The sequence below is a fragment of the Thermoleptolyngbya oregonensis NK1-22 genome (assembly GCF_032705245.1).
GTDB classification, from domain to species: domain Bacteria; phylum Cyanobacteriota; class Cyanobacteriia; order Elainellales; family Elainellaceae; genus Thermoleptolyngbya; species Thermoleptolyngbya sichuanensis.
The window spans coordinates 4,844,766-4,863,905 of the sequence record NZ_CP053540.1 but is presented as its reverse complement, the minus strand read 5'-3'; the positions used below and the strand labels follow the sequence as shown (position 1 = coordinate 4,863,905).

Annotated in this window: 16 protein-coding genes; 10 read left to right on the top strand and 6 right to left on the bottom strand. The window is 57.7% G+C overall.

Annotated elements, in window-relative coordinates; translation table 11 throughout:
- Nucleotides 1-220: 220 nt before the first annotated feature.
- The 4 genes from ftsH to HNI00_RS20250 all read left to right on the top strand — a co-directional run bounded on the left by ftsH (nucleotide 221) and on the right by HNI00_RS20250 (nucleotide 4,628).
- A complete protein-coding gene (ftsH, locus tag HNI00_RS20265; RefSeq protein ID WP_316788934.1) occupies nucleotides 221-2,056 on the top strand; it encodes an ATP-dependent zinc metalloprotease FtsH in 1,836 nt (611 codons plus the stop codon).
- 649 nt (nucleotides 2,057-2,705) lie between these two features.
- Nucleotides 2,706-3,047, top strand: coding sequence for a cytochrome c6 PetJ (gene petJ / locus HNI00_RS20260; protein ID WP_172354823.1), 342 nt, complete (start codon nucleotides 2,706-2,708; stop codon nucleotides 3,045-3,047).
- Between the two features lie 7 nt (nucleotides 3,048-3,054).
- On the top strand, nucleotides 3,055-3,993 hold the full coding sequence (locus tag HNI00_RS20255) for a tetratricopeptide repeat protein (RefSeq protein WP_316788931.1): 939 nt from the start codon (nucleotides 3,055-3,057) through the stop codon (nucleotides 3,991-3,993).
- A gap of 71 nt (nucleotides 3,994-4,064) precedes the next feature.
- Nucleotides 4,065-4,628: a hypothetical protein gene (locus tag HNI00_RS20250; protein ID WP_316788929.1), complete on the top strand. Its 564-nt coding sequence runs from the start codon at nucleotides 4,065-4,067 to the stop codon at nucleotides 4,626-4,628.
- 55 nt (nucleotides 4,629-4,683) lie between these two features.
- Here the strand turns inward: HNI00_RS20250 and HNI00_RS20245 are convergent, their stop codons facing one another.
- From HNI00_RS20245 to HNI00_RS20235, 3 genes are all read right to left on the bottom strand, one after another.
- Nucleotides 4,684-5,730: a glycosyltransferase gene (locus HNI00_RS20245; RefSeq protein ID WP_316788927.1), complete on the bottom strand. Its 1,047-nt coding sequence runs from the start codon at nucleotides 5,728-5,730 to the stop codon at nucleotides 4,684-4,686.
- Nucleotides 5,731-5,924: 194 nt separating this feature from the next.
- On the bottom strand, nucleotides 5,925-6,317 hold the full coding sequence (locus HNI00_RS20240) for a hypothetical protein (RefSeq protein WP_297080463.1): 393 nt from the start codon (nucleotides 6,315-6,317) through the stop codon (nucleotides 5,925-5,927).
- 130 nt (nucleotides 6,318-6,447) lie between these two features.
- A complete protein-coding gene (locus HNI00_RS20235; RefSeq protein WP_316788925.1) occupies nucleotides 6,448-8,196 on the bottom strand; it encodes an ABC transporter ATP-binding protein in 1,749 nt (582 codons plus the stop codon).
- A gap of 433 nt (nucleotides 8,197-8,629) precedes the next feature.
- Between HNI00_RS20235 and HNI00_RS20230 the strand changes: the two genes are divergently transcribed.
- On the top strand, nucleotides 8,630-9,046 hold the full coding sequence (locus tag HNI00_RS20230; RefSeq protein ID WP_316788923.1) for a DUF4359 domain-containing protein: 417 nt from the start codon (nucleotides 8,630-8,632) through the stop codon (nucleotides 9,044-9,046).
- Here HNI00_RS20230 and lnt read toward each other — a convergent pair.
- Nucleotides 8,991-10,847, bottom strand: a complete 1,857-nt coding sequence (lnt, locus tag HNI00_RS20225; RefSeq protein ID WP_316788921.1) for an apolipoprotein N-acyltransferase — start codon at nucleotides 10,845-10,847, stop codon at nucleotides 8,991-8,993. The two genes, HNI00_RS20230 and lnt, sit on opposite strands and share 56 nt — an antisense overlap.
- Before the next feature lie 350 nt (nucleotides 10,848-11,197).
- On the opposite strand from lnt, the gene HNI00_RS20220 reads away from it, so the two are divergent.
- Both HNI00_RS20220 and HNI00_RS20215 read left to right on the top strand, forming a co-directional pair.
- On the top strand, nucleotides 11,198-11,431 hold the full coding sequence (locus tag HNI00_RS20220) for a hypothetical protein (RefSeq protein ID WP_316788919.1): 234 nt from the start codon (nucleotides 11,198-11,200) through the stop codon (nucleotides 11,429-11,431).
- A gap of 277 nt (nucleotides 11,432-11,708) precedes the next feature.
- Nucleotides 11,709-12,413 (top strand): ROK family protein, encoded by a 705-nt coding sequence (locus HNI00_RS20215; protein WP_316788918.1) that lies wholly within the window; start codon nucleotides 11,709-11,711, stop codon nucleotides 12,411-12,413.
- 21 nt (nucleotides 12,414-12,434) lie between these two features.
- Here HNI00_RS20215 and HNI00_RS20210 read toward each other — a convergent pair whose 3' ends face one another.
- Nucleotides 12,435-14,444, bottom strand: coding sequence for a sensor histidine kinase (locus HNI00_RS20210; protein ID WP_316788916.1), 2,010 nt, complete (start codon nucleotides 14,442-14,444; stop codon nucleotides 12,435-12,437).
- Between the two features lie 412 nt (nucleotides 14,445-14,856).
- Between HNI00_RS20210 and HNI00_RS20205 the strand changes: the two genes are divergently transcribed.
- From HNI00_RS20205 to HNI00_RS20195, 3 genes are all read left to right on the top strand, one after another.
- Nucleotides 14,857-15,594 carry a RibD family protein gene (locus HNI00_RS20205; RefSeq protein WP_316788913.1) on the top strand — a complete coding sequence of 246 codons (738 nt, stop codon included), beginning with the start codon at nucleotides 14,857-14,859 and terminating at the stop codon, nucleotides 15,592-15,594.
- A gap of 135 nt (nucleotides 15,595-15,729) precedes the next feature.
- Nucleotides 15,730-16,905 (top strand): GNAT family N-acetyltransferase, encoded by a 1,176-nt coding sequence (locus HNI00_RS20200; protein WP_316788911.1) that lies wholly within the window; start codon nucleotides 15,730-15,732, stop codon nucleotides 16,903-16,905.
- Between the two features lie 56 nt (nucleotides 16,906-16,961).
- Nucleotides 16,962-18,212: an ABC transporter substrate-binding protein gene (locus tag HNI00_RS20195; protein WP_316788909.1), complete on the top strand. Its 1,251-nt coding sequence runs from the start codon at nucleotides 16,962-16,964 to the stop codon at nucleotides 18,210-18,212.
- Nucleotides 18,213-18,263: 51 nt separating this feature from the next.
- Here the strand turns inward: HNI00_RS20195 and HNI00_RS20190 are convergent, their stop codons facing one another.
- Complete coding sequence (locus tag HNI00_RS20190) at nucleotides 18,264-19,025, bottom strand: cobalt-precorrin-6A reductase (RefSeq protein ID WP_316788907.1); 762 nt, start codon at nucleotides 19,023-19,025, stop codon at nucleotides 18,264-18,266.
- Between the last annotated feature and the right edge of the window lie 115 nt (nucleotides 19,026-19,140).

Genomic DNA, 19,140 nt, shown 5'->3' with positions numbered 1-19,140 from the left:
TGCAATGGGGGTCTATCTTCGGGAAACCCCACTTAAGTATGGTAGGAACCGCCATGATTGCATTCCTAGAGCGTGAGTCCTTCGGGAAACCCGCCTGATTGAGTGAGGTTTTCGGCTCTCTAAGCTAGGGCGATCGCCCTGACAATCAAGGATGTGAGAAGTGCGATGTGAATTGAGCGATCGCCTTTTTCATGCTTGTTGCATTCAGGACTTACTGCCGATGAAACCGGATTCTCGTTCCCTTTCGACCTACAGCACCTTTCTCGATCAGGTGAAATCATCCCAGGTGCAGCGGGTTGTAATTAAGCGCGATCGCATTGATTACTCGCTGAAACCAGAATTGGGTGGAGAGCAGTTCTACACCCTTCCCAACGGCCCGACCGACACGCTGCCGGGTCTGCTGCGTCGCCACGGCGTACCCTTTACCAAGCTCGATGACAACGGCGACACCTCTGGGCTAGTAGCAGGTATCTTACTTTCCACCGGAATGCTGGTGGGGATGTTTGCTTGGCTGGCAAGGCTGAATCAGGCGGGGGGTGGCTCCAACAACAGCGCCCCTGGCAGCAGTTTTGGGAGTGGTTTGGGCAATAACTTTGGCGGCGGCTTTGGCGGGCTGGGCGTAGGCATGGGCATGGGCAGAAGCAACGCCCGCGTCTATAACCAGGCGGGTAAAGGGAAGGTTACCTTTGCCGATGTGGCCGGCGTAGACGAGTCTAAGCAAGAACTGCAAGAAATTGTGGACTTTTTGGCGAATGGCGAGAAGTATCGCCGCATTGGGGCGAAGATTCCCAAGGGTGTGCTTCTAGTGGGCCCGCCGGGGACGGGCAAGACGCTGCTGGCCAAGGCGATCGCCGGAGAAGCGGGCGTGCCCTTTATCAGCATGTCTGGCTCGGAGTTTGTGGAAGTGTTTGTTGGCGTGGGCGCGTCTCGCGTGCGGGATCTGTTCAACCGCGCCAAGCGGCAGGCCCCCTGCATCGTGTTCATCGATGAGCTAGATGCCATCGGCAAAACCCGCAGCGCCAACCCCGTCGGCGGCAACGACGAGCGCGACCAGACGCTAAACCAACTGCTGACGGAGATGGACGGCTTCGACGGCAACGACGGCGTAATCGTGATCGCCGCCACCAACCGCCCAGAAATCCTTGACCCGGCGCTGCGCCGCCCTGGCCGCTTCGATCGGCAAGTATTGGTCGATCGCCCAGACAAGAGCGGCCGTCTGCAAATCCTCAAGGTTCACGCCCGCCCGGTGAAGCTGGGAGAAGATGTGGATCTGGAGGCGATCGCCGCTCAAACGGCAGGCTTTTCCGGGGCTGACCTGGCCAACTTGGTGAACGAAGCGGCGCTGATGGCCGCCCGCAACAATCGCCAGGCCGTGCTGATGGCGGATGTCAACGAAGCCATTGAGCGGGTGATTGCGGGGCTGGAGAAGCGCTCTCGCGTGCTGACCCCGCTGGAGCGGCAGACCGTCGCCTATCATGAAGTGGGCCACGCGCTGGTGGGGGCGCTGATGCCTGGAAATACGAAGGTGTCGAAGATCTCCATCGTGCCGCGCGGACTGGGGGCGCTGGGCTATACGGTGCAAACGCCGGAGAGCGATCGCTTCTTGCTGCTTGAAGATGAACTGCGCGGCCAGTTGGCAACGCTGCTGGGCGGGCGCTCTGCGGAAGAAATCGTCTTTGGCAAGGTGTCTACCGGAGCTAGCGACGACATCCAGCGGGCCACCGACTTGGCGGAACGCGCCATCACCCAGTACGGCATGAGCGAAACCCTCGGCCCCATCGCCTTCGACAAAAACCAGGCACAGTTCCTCGATGGGGGCAGCACTCGCCGCGCTATCAGCCCAGAGGTGGCCGCCGAAATCGATCGCCAGGTCAAGCAAGCGCTGGACAAGGCCCACGACATGGCGCTAGACATCCTGCGCCTCAACCGCGACCTGCTGGAATCCGCCACCCAAACCCTGCTCAAAGAGGAGGTGCTGGAAGGCAGCACGCTGGCGGCAATTCTCGCCCAGGTGAAGGCCCCCGAAGGTCTGCAACCCTGGCTGACCCAGGGCTAAGCCTTGTTTAAGTTCCGATTCAACAGGAAAGGCGCAAAGGTATCCAGTAGATATCTCTGCGCCTTTTGTCTTCACTAGTCCTGCGGCTCTATTCAGCCTATGGCAAGGCTTGAGGAAGGGTGGCCCGCGCAGCAGGCAAGAAAAGGCGGAGCAGGCAAGGCCCACCCCGCTTGAGGAGCTAATGAACTTGGTTTGATAGTGCCGCCAGTCTGGTGTTGACCAGGAAAGGAGGCGATCGCCACACCCGCCAGCATTGACGCAGCAGCCGGAAATCCAACTAAACGGCTTTGCTAGAATCGGAGCGTCCTGAGAAACCCAGACCGCCGCCAGAGTTGGGCAGGCGATGCGCTTACTAACTTTTGGAGACTTTTGGAGACGCTGCCCTTAGACTGCCGCCTTCAACTGAGAACCAGCTGATTGAACGCTGAGGAAAGGCAAGAAAAACGCGATGTGCAACTTTCGATTTGCCCTCATCCCCCAACCCCTTCTCCCAAGTCGGGAGAAGGGGAGCAAGAGAGGCTTGAAGTTCCCGGTGAAGCGCCAAAGGGATCTCGCCAAAGGGATCTAATTTGACAGGCTGTCTTTTGACAATGCGGCTAGACTTCGAGACGATAAGCCTCCAGAAGGTTGATATCTGGAGAACACGACGATGAAACGGATTTTGCAGGCGCTTTCGATTGTGCTGTCGCTAGTGATTGGGCTGGGGGCGATCGCCCTACCTGCCCGTGCCGATGCGGATTTGGCGACGGGTGCAAAGGTATTTAGCGCCAACTGTGCCGCCTGCCACGCAGGGGGCATTAACCTGGTGAACGCTGAAAAAACCTTGAAGAAAGAAGCGCTGGAAAAGTTTGGCATGAATTCCGTCGCCGCCATCACGACTCAGGTAACCAACGGCAAAGCCGGGATGCCTGCGTTTAAGGGACGGTTGACCGATGAGCAAATTGCCGCCGTCGCCGCCTATGTTCTCGATCAAGCCGAGAAGGGCTGGTAGGTTGCCCATGCAGAAGCCAGACCCGCGACGGGCTTCGCAGCGTGTGGTTTTGGGGCTGGTGGTGCTGGGGCTGCTGCTGACCCTTTGGTGGGTCGGGGGTTCCAGCGCGATCGCCGCTGAGGTTGTGTCCCAGCAGTCCGATCGAGCGGCCCTGACCGCTGGGGTGGCGGCATTTCGGCAGGGCGATTATCCAGCGGCGATCGCGGCCTTCAGCGAAGCCCTCCGCGCCAATCCAAATTCGGCGGCGGCCTACGGCGATCGCTGTCTGGCGCGAATTTATCAGCGCGAGTATGCCGAGGCGATCAACGACTGCACCCAAGCACTGCGGCTCGATCCGCGCAATACCGAAGCGTATCTCAATCGCGGGTTGGCGCACTATCGTCGGGGCAGCCTAGACGAGGCGATCGCCGACTTTACGCAATTGCTGAGCCTCACGCCCCACGACCCCCGCGCCCGATACAATCGCGGACTGGCAAAGGCGGCGCAGGCAGCGTATCGAGAGGCCATTGTGGACTATGGCGAAGCGCTGCGACAGGCTCCGCCCCAAGACCGCAAGATGCTGGCCCAAATTTACACCGATCGCGGGCTGGCGGAACTGCTGGTGGCCGACTCGCGAGGGGCGATCGCCGACCTAACGCAGGCCATTCAACTGGATAGTAGCAATGCCCGCGCCTACCTCAACCGCGCCTGCGCCTATCACCGGGATGGAAACTTGGTGGCGGCGCTGAGCGATTTTGACCAGGCCATTGCCATTGATCCAACCTATGCAGAGGCGTATTTTGGGCGGGCAATGGTGCGACAGCAGCGCGGCGAATCTGGCAGCGCGATCGCCGATCTGCGGGAGTCGGTGCGCTATTTTGGCGAACACCCGGAGCTTGCGCCAGATACCTATCGGCAGGCGGTGCAGTTGCTCAAGCAGTGGCGATCGCACACCTCGATTGGCTAACGTCAGTTGTTCATTTTACGTATGCATTTCGCGCCTTCACGATGCAAATGAGTAAGAAAAGATTAGATAATATGAGAAAGGGGTTCAAATTGGGTTGGGCGATTCGCGAAGCGATCCTTGCAGGAATCGCCATTGGCTGTGGGGCGATCGCAGTTCCCACAGGTCTGATTCACGCTTCTACCTCCACGTCCCTGCGCTATGCCCACGAAGGACACTCGCATAGCCAACCGCACGAGGCAGGCTCAACCCACTCTCACCCGCCCCATTCCCCCCATCAGGGCGCACATGACCACGAACACGGGATGCTGGAAATTCCTGCCGGACAGCCCGTTCCCACGGTCGAACTGGTAATTCATCCAGACGCTCGTCGGGGCTGGAATTTGGAAATTCAGGTGACAAACTTTACCTTTGCACCAGAGCGGGTCAATCAAACCAGCAGTTTTCAGGAAGGGCACGGTCATTTGTACATTGACGGGGTGAAGATAACCCGCCTGTATGGAAACTGGTATTATCTGGAAAGCCTCGCCCCTGGAACCCACGAAATTACCGTCAGCTTGAACGCAAACGGGCACGAAGCGCTGATGCACAACGGACAGCCAATTCAAGCGACTAGACGAATTACTGTGCAGCCCTAGCGAAACGCTTTAGAGTAAGGTAAATCCAGAAGAAGGTAATGATTCAATGAAACAATTAGGTGTATTGCCCTGAAACAATACGATATCCATGAAATCGGTTATAGGCAGCTTGTCTAGAAGCAACTTTGTGCTTGAAAATCCTAGGCACAAATTCTGCTGCGTGTATGATTTGACTGCTCTGTTTCCATCGCTTGTAGTTTTCCGCTATAGGTTCTGCAAGTGCCTGACACCATTGCTTAATAATGTTGTCTACTGAAAACTCCTGAACTCGCCGGAAACCATTTAAGACCATCTTCTGGTACGTTTCAGGTTGAGCTTTCAATCTTTGAATTGCCTCTAGTACGGCTTTGGGTGTTTTCACTTCAATGTAATCTAGTTCCGATTGCCTGAGGTCACGAAAAGCAGGTTCAGGACCAAGTAGAGCAGGAACTCCTGCGCTCCAAGCATTCACTAACTTACTTGCTGGTTTTCCCAAAGCATCTTTTTCGGTTAGATCACGGACTGCTAAAACCAAATCATTAGTGCTGTAATCATGCCACATGACAGGGCCACTCTCAGGACTGCCGTTAATAATGAGTTTTACCCCAAGATTCTCTAGTTCTTGCTGAAATTCTGAAGAGCAGAAGGGCGCGTACAGATTAATCTCGTAGCCATTAAATACAATATTTTCGATGGTGTTGCCTCGCTCCTTCAGCCTTGGTATCAAGCCCGGCTGCGGCCAGAGGGGAATGAATATGTCGGTTGCTGATTCCACGTTGGCTCTGTTTTGCACTATTGCCATATTACAAAGTGCAGGCTTAGAGCCATCACCACGACAACCAACCATAAATGAATTAAAAGTCAGATCTCGAATACCCAGATCAGGAGAACTAACAACACAAATTTCACCAGGGACAAAGCGATCAGAAATAAATACGTTGAGATTTCTGCGCTTTAAATGCAAATAGGTGAGAACGATCCAAGAGTCTTCATTAGTCCGAATACGAGTACATAAGGCGTTGGGGTCAGGGATTGAGGATTCGGGAGAGCAAAACAGATCAGCCCACTTCTGAGTGTACTTAACTACAAAATTCACTGGATATGGGAGAGAAGAAAAAGTCATATGCAGCCCTTTAACTTGTGGATGCTGTCAATCTAGCAGTCCCAAGCCATTTGTGGAAGTTCGTGAAAGTTCAAGGAGGCATTAGAAGACGATGCCTAAGGTTCAGCGCGATCGCAATGTTACTCAGCAACGCTGAAAAATCTCCAGTTCGCAGATCAAAGCGCTGAGTGAAGGGTTCAGGCTGTACTTCAAATCTACTCCTCGTCCGAGGCCTGGCCGTCGCGCCGCCCCAGTTCGTACACTGCCGCGCCAATGACGGACAAAATGCCCATGCTGATCGACCAGCTGCGCCCCAGGCTTACATCACTCAGATAGTTCAGTCCCACACCAGCAATCACAAAGGGAATCACGCTGAGCAGCGAGGCATAGAAGCTGTTTTGGGCTTCGCGGGCGGCGCGGGTGCGCTCAAACTCGGCTTGTGAGGTGTAGAGCGATCGCTCGGCGAAGTTCAGCCAGCGGCTAATCTGATCCATCACCCAGTCGCTTAGGGGCGAAAAGCCGAGGTATAGTGCCAGCGCCCACAGCCCTACGCCTGCAACGGTGGTCGGGTCAATCGCCAGTCGGAACGGCAGAAGTTCGCTCAGCATGGGGAGTTCTAGAGGCAAGGGGCTATACATTAACAAGTATTAATGATTGTAAACTCCTTTGCAATTTTCTGCGGACGCTCTGATGGACGCGCTATCGAAGAATTTCATTGCAGTATTTCATTGCAGCATTTCATTGCAGAATTTCTTCCAGCTTTTGCTGCTCCCAGAGGGTTTGATACAGACCGGGCTGAGCCAGCAAGTCAGCATGGTGTCCCGATTGCACAATGCGCCCGTCATCCATGACCAAGATGCGATCGCTCAGGGCTGCGGCCGAGAGCTGGTGCGTGATGAACAGCACTGTCTTCCGCTGAGTTCCTTCTCGCAGGTTAGTGAGGATTTCCGTCGCGGTCTGGTTGTCCACACTAGAGAGCGCATCGTCCAAAATCAGCACGGGCGCATCGATCAGCAGAGCGCGGGCCAGGGCTGTGCGCTGTCGCTGTCCGCCAGAGAGCGTGATGCCGCGTTCGCCAACGATGGTTTTATACTGCTGCGGAAAGTTGAGAATTTCTGGATGAATCTGCGACTGCTTGGCGGCGGCTTCTACCTCGTCCTGCTCGGCTTTGGGGTCGCCATAGCGAATATTGTTTTTAATCGTCGTGCTGAACAGGAAGCTCTCCTGGGGCACGTAGGCGATCGCCCCCCGCAAGTCGCGCAGTCGAATTTGCGTAATGTCGTAGCCGTCGAGATACACCTGTCCTGGCGCAATATCCAGCAGGCGGGGCAGGGCGTTTGCCAGCGTGGACTTGCCAGAGCCGATGGGGCCGACGATCGCCACCGTTTCACCCGGCCGAATCTTGAAGCTCACCCCATCCAGTGCGGGCCGAGCTGCTCCCGGATAGGTAAAGCTGAGGTGGTCGGCACAAAGCCAGCCCTGCACCTCCGACCGGGGCAGATGAATCGCGTCGGGCGCATCGTCGATTTTGGGCTGCTCCGCCAGAATGTATTCCACCCGGTCGATGCTGACCTCGCCCCGCTGGTAGGCCGTGATTGTGAAGCCCAGCAGCGCCGTGGGAAACACCAGCCGCTCGACATATAGCAGCATCGCCAGAAAATCGCCAATGCTGATGCGCCCACTGGCGATTTCGCCCGCCCCCAGCGCCAGCAGCACCAAGAGGCTAATACTCGCCAAGCCGCCCAGCAGGGGAAACAGCGTCGTGCGGGTGCGGGCCAGGGCCAGGTTTGCCTTCAGCAAGTTTTGGTTGCGCTCGGCAAAAGCCTGTCGCTCGTTTTCTTCTTGGGCATAGATTTTGATCAGGGCAATGCCGCTGATGTCTTCTTGGATTAGATCGCTCAGGTCAGAGGTGCGCTGCTGCACCTGAAGCTGCTGGTTTCGCAGGCGATCGCTAAACAGATGCACCAGGAAAAACATCAGCGGATAAATGGCGATCGCCACCACCGTCAGCCGCACGTCAATGCTCAGCATCACGGGCAGCGTCAGCGCGTAGGCAAAGATGGTATTCGCCAGACTCAGCACGGCAAACCCCAGCAGCCGCCGAATGTTGTCCACGTCGCTAGTGGCGCGGCTGATCAGGTCGCCGACTGTATTTTCAGCAAAATAGGCCGGCTCCATCGTCAGCAGGTGGCTAAAAATCCGCTGCTTGAGGTCAAATTCCACCAGCCGCCCCACGCCAAATAGCCAGATGCGCGACAAAATCCGCATTCCCCACATCACCGATGCCAGGGCAAAAATCCACCCTGCGTAGAACGTCACCCGGCCAAAGCTGAAGGTCTGCTGAAGCTCGTCAATGCCCGACCGCAGCAGCAGCGGAATATAGACCCCGATGCCATTCACCAGGAGCAGCGCCAGAATGCCGCCTGCGGCCAGTCGCCAGTGGGGGCGGAGGTATTGGCGCAGTCGTTGGAAACGGGAGATGGCCATGTTGGGGGAAGAGGGTGGGCGATTTTGGATTTTGGAGATTTTGGATTTTGAATTGCTAATCAAGCGTCTAGGAGCTTCCGGCAGTTTCTTTCGTCACTACCTGGGAGAATCGTTGATACTGAGGATGAAGTGCGTAGCTCCTTCCCTCAATTGCGTTTCTGTTTGTTGAGGGGGGTGCAAGGGAATCGACTCGAGGCAATCAACGACCCAGAAAGCGTTAAAACACTGTCTAAAACACTGTCTAGAAACTCTCTGCCCCTCGCAAGCGTCCCTATGGTCATTGCCCAATTGTAATTGCCCGGTGGGGGCATCAGCGCGATCGCCCTGTGGGATTGGAATCCTTGGAATGGGGACGACAGGCATCAGTCAGGGATCTACGCTAGGCTAGCGAGATAGGTCTGGAATGCATTGGCACGCATGGGTAACGGAGCGTATGAAGCGCGGATCGATTGGAATTTGGATCGGGCTGGCGATCGCCGCTGCGGGCATTGGCATGGCGGCGACGAATCCGGGTGAGGCGGCCTACGATGAATATGCCACCGCTCGTCTATCTGAGTATTTGAATCAGGAAGTATGTCCCGATGCGCCCGATGTATTGGGCATCGACCTGGAAGACCTTTGTGCGGACCTGGTAGAGGACAACCAGGACGATTTGCGGGAAATCATTTCCGACAATACGCAGCGCTCTAACTATGGCGTGCTGAGCCTGTATCAAACGAACCTGTCTGCCCATCGGCTGCTGCCTGCGGAGATTCGCTCCTTTTTGCCGCCGCAACTGCTGCCGGCCTATCGCTTCAAGACGGTGGGGATTTTGGGGAATTTCGTGACCTACGAAGCCAAGAAGCAATAAGAGGAATTCCCGTAGGGATCGCTTCACGAATCGCGCTCAGCCCCGCCAACAGCACCAGCAGCCAGTCGCCCCAGCGGACGTAGGGCGTTTTGCTCTGGCGGCGATAGATCGAGGCAGCGTGGGTTTCCAGCGTTTGATCTCCCGACAGCCAGACCGTTTCTCCGTGCGGGTTGACGATGCCAGACAGACCTGTGTTGGTAACGCGCACAGCCCAGCGATCGCTCTCAATCGCCCGCATCACATCCTGGGCGTGGTGTTGCAGCATCATGCGGCGGGGGTAGGGGTCGTTGTTGGAGGCAGTCAGGATAAACTCGCCGCCCGCCGCCGCCTGCTGCCGAAATAAGTAGCTAAAGGCAGATTCATAGCAAATAGCGGCGATCGCCCGTCCCACTGGTGTATCAAACCGCTGCTCTAAGTGCCCTGGATGCATCGAATCCTGGATGAGCGACAGCCGCCCCACCACGCGCCCCAGCACCTCCTCAAAGGGAATATATTCGCCCAGGGGCACTAGCTTCACTTTGTCGTAGTGTCCGGCAATCTCGCCATTGGGAGCGAGGGCAAACAGGCTTTGAGTCATGCGGCGTTCCTGCCAGCCGACCGTGCCGACAATCGCCGGAACGCCCCGCGCCAGCACCGCCTGGTAGAGGGGATGCCGCGCCTGCTGCGCCGTGCCCACCCACACCCAGGGAAACGCCCCCTCCGGCATCACCACCAGATCCACGCCTGCATCCGCCAGCGCGTTGTAGCCCTGGGTGTAGCGTTCTAGCGCCAGCCGTTCGCCCGTTTCAAACAGCTTGATCCGCGTCGGCACGTTGCCCTGCACCAGCCCCACCGTCAGCGCCTGGTTGTCCTGATCTGCCAGCGGTTGCCGCAGCAGCACCCAGCCGCCCAGATGCGTCGCCGCCAGCAGCGCCAGCGCCAGCGCTAGATACCGACTCGCGCTTGATGGGGAACCTGGAAGCAGCGGGCGATTCCCGTGGGGGGCGCTTTGCGAATTGCGCTCCGGTTCTGCCGACACACGCTGCGAACGAGTGCGCCACGCCAAAAAGCTTTCTGCCAGCAGCCCGTTCACCGCCACGATCGCCGCCGTCACCGCTGTCGGGCCAGACAGTTGCCCCAGATGCAGAATTGGCAAGTTGTGGGGGCTTTGGGTCAGCGCTAGGGAGGTCCAGTAGAGCGGGCTATGGCTCCAGAGGGTTTCGGTGGCGCACCAGAGGGCTGTTCCAGTCAGAATCAGGAAAAGCGGGCGGGTGGGCGGGTGGGCAGATGGGAGCGTGGGGCGAAACAAGCAAGCGATAAGGGAAAAACCCAGACTCCAGACTAGGGGGATGGCTGCGCCCCAGAGGGTAATGAATACCCAGGCGAAGAGGGCGATCGCCACGCTGCCCAGCCAGGGAATCCCCATCCAGGTGAGCGGGTGCAGATCCACGATCCAGGAGAGGGCGAGGCCGTGGTAGCCGATGCCCCAGAGGATCGGGAGCAACGCGCAATTCGCGAAGAAATCTTGACGGGAATCGCCCCACCGAAACGTCCTCTTTACCAGGGGGGATTGGGGGGAATCGGATGAAGAAGCGCGATCGCCCCAGCCAGAATTCCCCCTCACCACGACCCACAGCGGAGCCAGCGCCACCCACGCCAGCCACCAGGCGTTCACAGGCGCAACCGTGCAGCCCATTGCCAAGCCGCCAAGCAGGGCGACCAGCCCCCAGATGCGGCGGGGACGAGGCTGGGTTAGAGGCTGGGTTAGAGCCTGGGTAAGTGGTTTGCGGATGTTGCCAAACAGCTTCAAAAGGGTCGGCATGGGCAAAAACAGGCGGAATTCAGCCAAGATACTGCCCCGCTAGGGGGATTTTGGGAATGCTTTGCGTAAACTTCATCTGGCGGTTCGATGACTTTATGTAGGACCACTTTATGTAAGACCAATGGTGTCTTAGTTAACCCAGCAATATCTGATCTAGCATCCCAAAGATCTAGCATCCCGAATTGTCCTCATCCCCCGGCCCCTTCTTTCAAAAGAGAAGGAGAGCCGGATCGGAAGCCCCTCGCCTCTGGGAGATGGATTGAGGGTGAGGGTAGATGAGGGCAGAGGCTAGTAATAACCATTGCCGGGTTAATGTGCATCTGCGATAGTTTGAACCCAGGAGGTTCCCTGTGAACGCTAATTCTGAACTGAACCAACTGACGCTGACGGGGGCGATGAGTTTGCTGACCTATTTACAATACGCCCAATTTCAGCAGCAAGCACTAGAGGCAGGGGCGATCGCCGCAACGCTGTGCGAAATGCTGAACCAACTTCACCAGCAGTATCCGGGCATCGCCGACGACTACGGCTGGCAGCCGATGGATGCGCCTGTGCTGCCCATCACCCATCCCCATGCCGCCTGAGTTTGCTATCGATTTCGATTTTAGATAGGACTTACGCAGCCCGCGAGAAATCGTCCAAAACCCAGAAAACTGAACAAGTGCGTAAGTCCTGTTAGATTTGCGATTTTGGATTTGCGATGTTGACTTGCTCGGTCAGCGTCTACCGCGCTTCCAGCAAGTTCATTCGTGCGCCCTTCCGGAGGATTGACTGTGGCACCAACTTTTCAAAGTTCCTTAAATCCGCCGCCTTAGCCCGCAAACAGCCTCTATAGTTTGCTCATAAGGATTAACAGGCGACATGACAACCACAACCCCCCCTCTTCATACCCTGGCAGTAGACATCGGCGGCAGCGGCATCAAGGTGATGGTGCTGGACGAAGCAGGCAACCCTGTGACAGAGCGCGATCGCATTCCCACCCCCGACCCCGCCAAGCCAGAGCCGATGATTCAGGGGATTTTGGGACTGGCCAGCGGCAAAGCCTTTGACCGGGTTTCGGTCGGGTTTCCGGGCGTGGTGCGAAATGGCATCACAGAAACCGCCGCGAACCTGCATCCCGACTGGATTGGGGTAGATCTGGCGACGGTGCTGATCGAAAAGCTGCAAGCGCCCGTGCGCGTGATCAACGATGCCGATATGCAGGGGCTAGGGGCGATCGCCGGAACGGGCGTAGAAATGGTGATCACCCTGGGCACAGGCGTTGGCTCGGCGATGTTCCTGAACGGGCGACTCGTGCCCAACCTGGAACTGGGACACCACGAGTTTCGCAAAGGGCAGACCTACGAACAGCAGTTGGGCCGCGCTGCCTTCGACGAGGGCGGCAAGAAAAAGTGGAACGAACGGCTAGAAAAGGCGATCGCCCAATGGCAGCGCGTGTTTAACTACGACTATCTCTACCTCGGCGGCGGCAACGCCAAGGAAATCAACTTCACCCTGCCCCCCCGCGCCAAGGCCGTGCCCAATATTGCAGGACTACTGGGTGGCATCGCTCTCTGGCGCGATTAGGACGCATTTACCCAATCGACCTTATGAACTAACCTTAATGCGCTCTGGGGTGTCTGCCTTAGTGTCGGGATCGAAGGTTGAGGTTTGGGAATCATCCACCACAGGCAGAGTAATTTCGACGGTCGTGCCTTTGTCCAGTCCCTCGCTGTAGAGGTCAATCGTGCCGCCCATGCGCTCCACCAGGTTGCGCGAGATCGCCAGCCCCAGCCCTGTGCCCTCAAACTTGCGGGTGGTAGAGCCGTCCGCCATCACAAACGGGCGAAATAGCTTGTCCTGCTGTTCTGGGTCTACGCCGATGCCCGTGTCTTTGACCGAGACCACAATCCAGTCTTGGGGGCGGGTGTTGGGGTTTGTCAAATCTCCGCCTTCTCCATTGAGGGAGACCCCGTCGCTGAACAGCTTGCTAAACTCGGACTTTTGGTGGCGGCGAATATCGATCGTGATGCTGCCTTCGTCGGTAAATTTCACGGCGTTGGATACGACGTTCAGCAGCACTTGCTTCAGCCGCGCTGGGTCAGCCCGCACCAAAATTTGCTCATCGAGATCAGGAGCCGTCAGCCGGAGCTGCTTTCGCTGAATTTCGACTGCCTGTAGCTCCAGCACTTCCTTCAAGATTTGCCGCAGATCCACCACTTCTAGAAAGAGCCGCAGCTTACCCTGCTCGATGCCGCGAATATCTAGCAAGTCGTTGATGATTTTGAGCAGATGAATTGCTGCCTTATCGGCCTGCTCCAGCAGATCCAGTTCCTCTTCGCGGGTGTCGCAGTAGCCGTCTTGCACCAGCCGAATGCAGCCGATGATGGCGTTGAGCGGCGTTCGCAGTTCGTGGGAGGTCGTCGCCAAAAACTCGCTCTTGAGCTGGTTGGCGGCTTCGGCCTCTTGCCAGGCCGCTTCTAGCTCGTTGGCGCGATCTTCCAAGCGGCTGACCATGCTGTTTAGCACGTCTGCGAGTTGGTTTAGCTCGCGCACCTGAAAGTTTTTGGGCATTCGAGCCTTAACATCGCGCCGATCCAGATGGCGGGCGTATTTGCCGAGCTTTTCGATGGGCAGAGAGATATCGCGGGCAATGTAGAGCATCGCCAGCATGTGTGCCGTGAGCAGCCCACCCGTCAGCAGCGCCAGGATTTGGCTGATGGACTTTAGCCCCTCTAGCGCGTAGTCAAGCCGGGTAACGGCCAGCACCGTCCAGACGCGTTTTTCAGTCGGGCTGATGCTGACTTCGATGGGCGTAAAGCCTGCTAGCCATTCGGTGCTGTCGCCCGAAAAGTTGAACAGGTGACGCACTGCGCCATCCCCCCTGGCGGTATTTTCCAGGATGTTTTCAAAGCGATCGCGATCGCCCTCTTCGGCAATATTGCGTCCTACCTTTTCGGGAAATGGGTGCGACAGGAATGTCCCGTCCTGGTCGATCACCGTCGTATAGCCCAGCAGCGACCAGGGTTTCGCCACCTCAATCTGTCGCAGCACCGTTTGCACCGTCAACCCATAGCGGGGTCTGCCATCGTTGGTGTAAACAGGAGTGCTGATCACTAGATCAAGCTGGCTATTCATTGGTTCTTGCCGCACCCGCCGTCGCGGCTGGGTGTCTAGGACAGACCTCTGGAAAGGATTAATAGCGCTGGAGTCGGGCTGGTAGCGCCAGGGATGGTCGTCGAGCGACTTGATTGGCTCACTGCCGCAGGTGCTTGCAATGATTTGATCGGTGTACAAATCCGTCAACTGCAAGCACTGGGCCCCCGGCAGTTGGGGCAGCAATTTTTCCAGAAAAAGCTGGCTTTGAGCCATGTCCCTGGCTTGCAAGCTTTCGGTCTGGCTGGCGATCGCCAGACTGGTTTGAAGCGAGTCGATGCTGCTCTGAATCAGGTTGCCCTTACGAATCGCGCTCTCGGTCAGGTTTTGCCGCGCTGTTTCGAGGAGGCTGGTGCGGGCTTTGCGAAACGTCACTGCCACCCCCAACAGCAAGATGGGAATGCTAAGCAGCAAAATTCGCATCAGCAGCAAGCGGCGGAAGGAGGGCTGACCACCAGGCATAGCGATTCCCGACCTAAAGGGCATACTCCACTTTAAAACACTAAGATTTGATTGCTTCTGACCAAGCCACAGATTTGTTCACACCAGGCAAACTTCTTGAAGTCTTCATAAAGTTGGAAAGCTTTCGCGGAAATACTCAGAGGCGCAGTTAACTGTAATCTTCTGTCTAACTTACCGTCTTCATCTCCTGTGCCAGTCTGCTCCTGTGCCAGTCTGCTTATATGCCAGCCTGCTCATGTGCCAGTTTGCCAAACGCTGAAAAACGGATAGAAACTCCGCAATTAGACGATTTTTCTCGATTGCAGCCCGTGAAAAATCGTCCAAAATCCAGAAAATCGCTCACAAGTGCGTAGAACCTGGCTGATTTTATAGACTAATTTTCTGATTTCTTAGGTTTTGAGAGCGCTCTTTCATGATTTCAGGCAAGCCACCAGAACTGCCCTCACGCCCGTCTCTCTCGGTTAGCCCGATGCCCTCCATCACGGTTGTACTGGCGATGAGCCTGGATGGCAAGATCGCAGACGTGGGGCGATCGCCCGCTCGGTTTGGCTCTGCCCGCGATAAAGCCCATCTGGAAGCCCGCCTCGCCGAGGCAGACGGCTTTTTGTTTGGCGCAACGACGCTGCGGGCCTACGGTACAACGCTGCCCATCACCCATCCCGCCCTGCTCCAGCAGCGGCAGGCGGCAGGGCGATCGCCCCAGCCCGTCCACATCGTCTGCTCCCGCACTGCCGAGTTCAAGGCAGATCTCAAGTTCTTCAAGCAGCCCGTTCCCCGCTGGCTGCTGACCACTGCCGCTGGGGCCGGCCGCTGGCAGGCGGGGTCTGAATTCGCCCAGGTGTTTGCCCTGCCGGAAACTCCGACCGGGCTGGATTGGGCGATCGCCCTGCCGCTGCTGTTCCAGTTGGGCATTCACCGTCTGGTATTAGGCGGTGGGGGCGAACTGGTGGCAGCGCTGATTGCTGCTGATGCCGTAGAGGATTTCTGGATTACCGTCTGTCCGCTGCTGCTAGGCGGACGCACGGCCCCGACCCCTGTCGGCGGCCCTGGCTGGCTAGAAACTACTGCACCCCGCCTGGAACTGCTCTCCGTAGAGGCGATCGCCCAAGAAGTTTTTCTGCACTATCGCCTGCATCGAGCGAAAGATTGATCTACGTTGTAAAGAGATGTTTCGCATCGTGGCGGGCGCTGGCATAATCAAGCGCCAGAGATGAGACCCGTCCCCCGCCCTCCATCCTCCACCCTGAACGCCCCCAAATCCAAAATCTAAAATCCCAAATCCAAAATGCCCGAACAGACTCGCCCCCGCCTTACTGTGAACTGGATTCAGGCGATCGCCGAAGTGCCCCAATCTGCCTGGGATGATCTGGCACTGCCGCTCAAAACGCCGTTTTTGGAATGGGACTGGCTACACAATCTGGAAAGCTCTGGCAGCGCCACGGCCAAGGCGGGCTGGCTGCCCAATCACCTCACCCTCTGGCGCGATCGCACGCTGATTGCCGCCGCGCCGATGTATCTCAAGGGCCACAGCTACGGCGAGTTTGTATTTGACCACCAGTGGGCAGAACTGGCGCAGCGGCTGCGAATCGCCTACTATCCCAAGCTTTTGGGCATGTCGCCCTTTACCCCAGCGGAGGGCTACCGCTTTCTGATTGCCCCCGGAGAAGACGAAGCGGAACTGACGGCGCTGATGGTGGGGGCGATCGACCAGTTTTGCATCAGCAACAATATTTCGGGCTGCCACTTTCTCTATGCTGACCCGACCTGGCGACCGATGATCGAGCCGCACGGCTTTCGGCCCTGGCTGCACCACAGCTATATCTGGCAAAACCAAGGCTTCCAGACCTTCGATGACTATCTCGGCAGCTTCAACGCCAATCAGCGCCGCAACATCAAGCGCGAGCGCAAAGCCGTCGCCGCAGCAGGGCTGACGATGCGGGTTCACACCGGAGATGAAATCCCCAAGGCTTTATACAGCCTGATGTATCGCTTCTATAGCGACACCTGCGATAAGTTTGGCTGGTGGGGCAGCAAATATCTGACGCGGCACTTTTTTGAGCAGCTTCATCCCACCTATCGCCACCGCACGGTGATGGTTGCGGCCTATGCCGAGCAAGACCCGCAGCACCCCGTTGGCATGTCGCTTTGCTTTACCAAAGGGGATCAGCTATATGGGCGCTATTGGGGGTCGCTGCAAGAGATTGAGAACCTGCACTTCGACACCTGCTACTACACGCCGATCGAATGGGCGATCGCCCATAACATCCAGACCTTCGACCCCGGCGCAGGCGGCCGCCACAAAAAGCGTCGCGGCTTCCCCGCCACGCCCAATCATTCTCTGCACCGTTTCTATGAACCGCGCCTGTCGCAAATCCTGAATCACTACATCCAGGAGGTCAACGAGCTAGAGCAGCAGGAGATTGAGGCGATCAATGCCGATTTACCGTTTCGGCAGGGCTGAGGAGAAGGGCGTTGGAGTATGATTCACTCCGTCCCCTTGGTTACCCGCTTGCCCCAATGCGCCTTTTTGCTCTACTCCTCACCAGTCTCCTGTTGCTCACGGGCTGCCAGCCTGCGGCGGCGACCGATGGCATCACGCATCTGACGCTGTGGCATGGGGTCAATCCACCGTCCAATCGGGAGGTGTTGCAGCGGCTGGTGGATCGGTTTAACGAAGCGCATCCGCAGATCCAGGTAGAGGCGCTGTATGTGGGACAGGGCGACCAGCAAATTCCCAAGATTTTGGCAGCGGTGGTGGGCGATGCAGCCCCGGATATGCTGTGGTATGCGCCGATGATTACGGGGCAACTGGTGGAACTGGGGGCGCTGCGACCGCTCGATGACTGGCTTTCCACCTCCCCCGTCGCCGCCGAGATTGACCCGGCGCTGCGCGAGTCGATGCAGTGGGAAGGGCGAACCTGGTCGATTCCCTTTGGCACCAACAACGTTGGTGTGTTTTATCGACCCAGCCTGTTTGCGGCGGCGGGCATTCGCGAGCTACCCCAGACCTGGGATGCGTTTCGCCAGGTGGCCAAGGCGCTGACGATTCCCGAAAAAAATCAGCATGGCCTCTTGCTGCCGCTGGGCAAGGGCGAATGGACGGTGTTTATGTGGCTGCCGTTTCTCTGGGGCGGCGGTGGAGAAATCGTGGCAGAACAGGGCGCGGTGCGGGTGGCTTCGCCGGGGGCGATCGCCGCGTTGCAGTTGTGGCAAGACCTGGTAAACGACGGCTCCGCGATTCTTTCGCAGCCAGAGCGGGGCTATGAGCTAGACGCATTTCTGGCCGGCAGGGTGGCCATGCAGCTAACTGGGCCGTGGACCCTGGGGCAGCTTCGGCAGGTGGGTGCAGAGTTTGGCGTGATGCCGATTCCGGCCGGCCTGCGGCCTGCCACCAGCACGGGCGGCGAAAATCTGTTTTTCTTCCACTCCACCCCGGCGCGAGAGCAGGCCGCCCAGGTGTTTGGTGAATATGTGCTGAGTGAAGCGTTTCAGACCGAGTGGGCGATCGCCACTGGATATCTGCCCGTCAACCTGCGATCGCGCCAGAGCCAGGACTATCAGACCTTCCTCGCCCAACAGCCCACTGTGCAGGTGTTTCTAGACCAGACGCAATACGGGCGATCGCGCCCCATTGTTCCAGGCTATAACCGCATTTCCGATGCGCTGGGCCGGGCCGTAGAATCCGTCTTGCTGAACCAGAATACGCCCACAGCGGCCATCGACGCAGCGCAGCGACGACTGGATCGGGTGTTTGGGCGGGCGGAGTGAGGGGGCCATCAGGTCAGCCCAGCGCCTCACAGATCCAGCGCTGTTTGGCATCTATTGCGCCAGTGCCCTCCGGCAAAAGTCAAGGGCGATCGCCCGGTCACTCGTCACCTGGGGATAGGCCAGCGCAGGTCGCGCTAGGGTGACGAGTTTAATGCCGAGGTCGGCGGCAACCTGGCGCTTGATGTCTTCGCCGCCGGGACTGCCAGACGCTTTGGCCACCACAAGGGAAATTTGCCACTGTTGCCAGAGCGCTTTTTCTAGGGGCGCAGCAATGGGCGGACGCAGCGCAATTAGCCGATCGGGGGTAAACCCAGCGGCGATCGCCCCTGCCAGCGCCTCCTGCGACGGCAAAATGCGGGCAAACAGGATGGCCCGATCCTGCCACGGCTGAAACAGCGGCAAATAGCGATAGCCAATGGTCAACAAGACCCGCTCGTTAATCAGCAAATCGGTTGCCAACAGCGCCTCAACACTGGGAAAGACCCATTCCCTCGGCGCAACGCCTTCCACGGGCGATCGCTCGAAGCGCAGGTAGGGCAGGTGCAGGTCAGCAGCAGTGGCGATCGCCAGTTCAGACACCGCCGCCGCAAACGGGTGAGACGCATCCAGAATGGCGCGAACTGAGTACGTCTGCAAAAACTCGCCCACCGCTTCTGGGGTCAGCTTGCCAACCCACACGCGACAGCACTCGGTGTCTGGATATAGCCGCCGCGCCCCCGCCGTCGTCACCGTCACCACGCAGTCTATCCCCTGTGCTACTAGATCTCGCGCCAGCACCGCGCTTTCCTGCGTACCGCCGATGAGCCAGAGCATGATCCTAACTCTCTTTGTGAGCTGCTAACTTGCACTACAAGCTTGCGCTACAAACCTTCACTACAAACTTGTACTAAAAAGAGCAAAAAAAGAGCCAGATCAGAACCTGACTCTT

Bases quoted from the DNA above. Each gene is read 5' to 3' on its own strand.
- HNI00_RS20190 (WP_316788907.1), bottom strand. From the start codon at position 19,025: ATGCTCTGGCTCATCGGCGGTACGCAGGAAAGCGCGGTGCTGGCGCGA.
- HNI00_RS20240 (WP_297080463.1), bottom strand. From the start codon at position 6,317: ATGCTGAGCGAACTTCTGCCGTTCCGACTGGCGATTGACCCGACCACC.
- HNI00_RS20235 (WP_316788925.1), bottom strand. From the start codon at position 8,196: ATGGCCATCTCCCGTTTCCAACGACTGCGCCAATACCTCCGCCCCCAC.
- lnt (WP_316788921.1), bottom strand. From the start codon at position 10,847: ATGCCGACCCTTTTGAAGCTGTTTGGCAACATCCGCAAACCACTTACC.
- HNI00_RS20215 (WP_316788918.1), top strand. From the start codon at position 11,709: ATGACAACCACAACCCCCCCTCTTCATACCCTGGCAGTAGACATCGGC.
- HNI00_RS20255 (WP_316788931.1), top strand. From the start codon at position 3,055: ATGCAGAAGCCAGACCCGCGACGGGCTTCGCAGCGTGTGGTTTTGGGG.
- ftsH (WP_316788934.1), top strand. From the start codon at position 221: ATGAAACCGGATTCTCGTTCCCTTTCGACCTACAGCACCTTTCTCGAT.
- HNI00_RS20195 (WP_316788909.1), top strand. From the start codon at position 16,962: ATGCGCCTTTTTGCTCTACTCCTCACCAGTCTCCTGTTGCTCACGGGC.
- petJ (WP_172354823.1), top strand. From the start codon at position 2,706: ATGAAACGGATTTTGCAGGCGCTTTCGATTGTGCTGTCGCTAGTGATT.
- HNI00_RS20250 (WP_316788929.1), top strand. From the start codon at position 4,065: ATGAGAAAGGGGTTCAAATTGGGTTGGGCGATTCGCGAAGCGATCCTT.
- HNI00_RS20210 (WP_316788916.1), bottom strand. From the start codon at position 14,444: ATGCCTGGTGGTCAGCCCTCCTTCCGCCGCTTGCTGCTGATGCGAATT.
- HNI00_RS20245 (WP_316788927.1), bottom strand. From the start codon at position 5,730: ATGACTTTTTCTTCTCTCCCATATCCAGTGAATTTTGTAGTTAAGTAC.
- HNI00_RS20205 (WP_316788913.1), top strand. From the start codon at position 14,857: ATGATTTCAGGCAAGCCACCAGAACTGCCCTCACGCCCGTCTCTCTCG.
- HNI00_RS20200 (WP_316788911.1), top strand. From the start codon at position 15,730: ATGCCCGAACAGACTCGCCCCCGCCTTACTGTGAACTGGATTCAGGCG.
- HNI00_RS20230 (WP_316788923.1), top strand. From the start codon at position 8,630: ATGAAGCGCGGATCGATTGGAATTTGGATCGGGCTGGCGATCGCCGCT.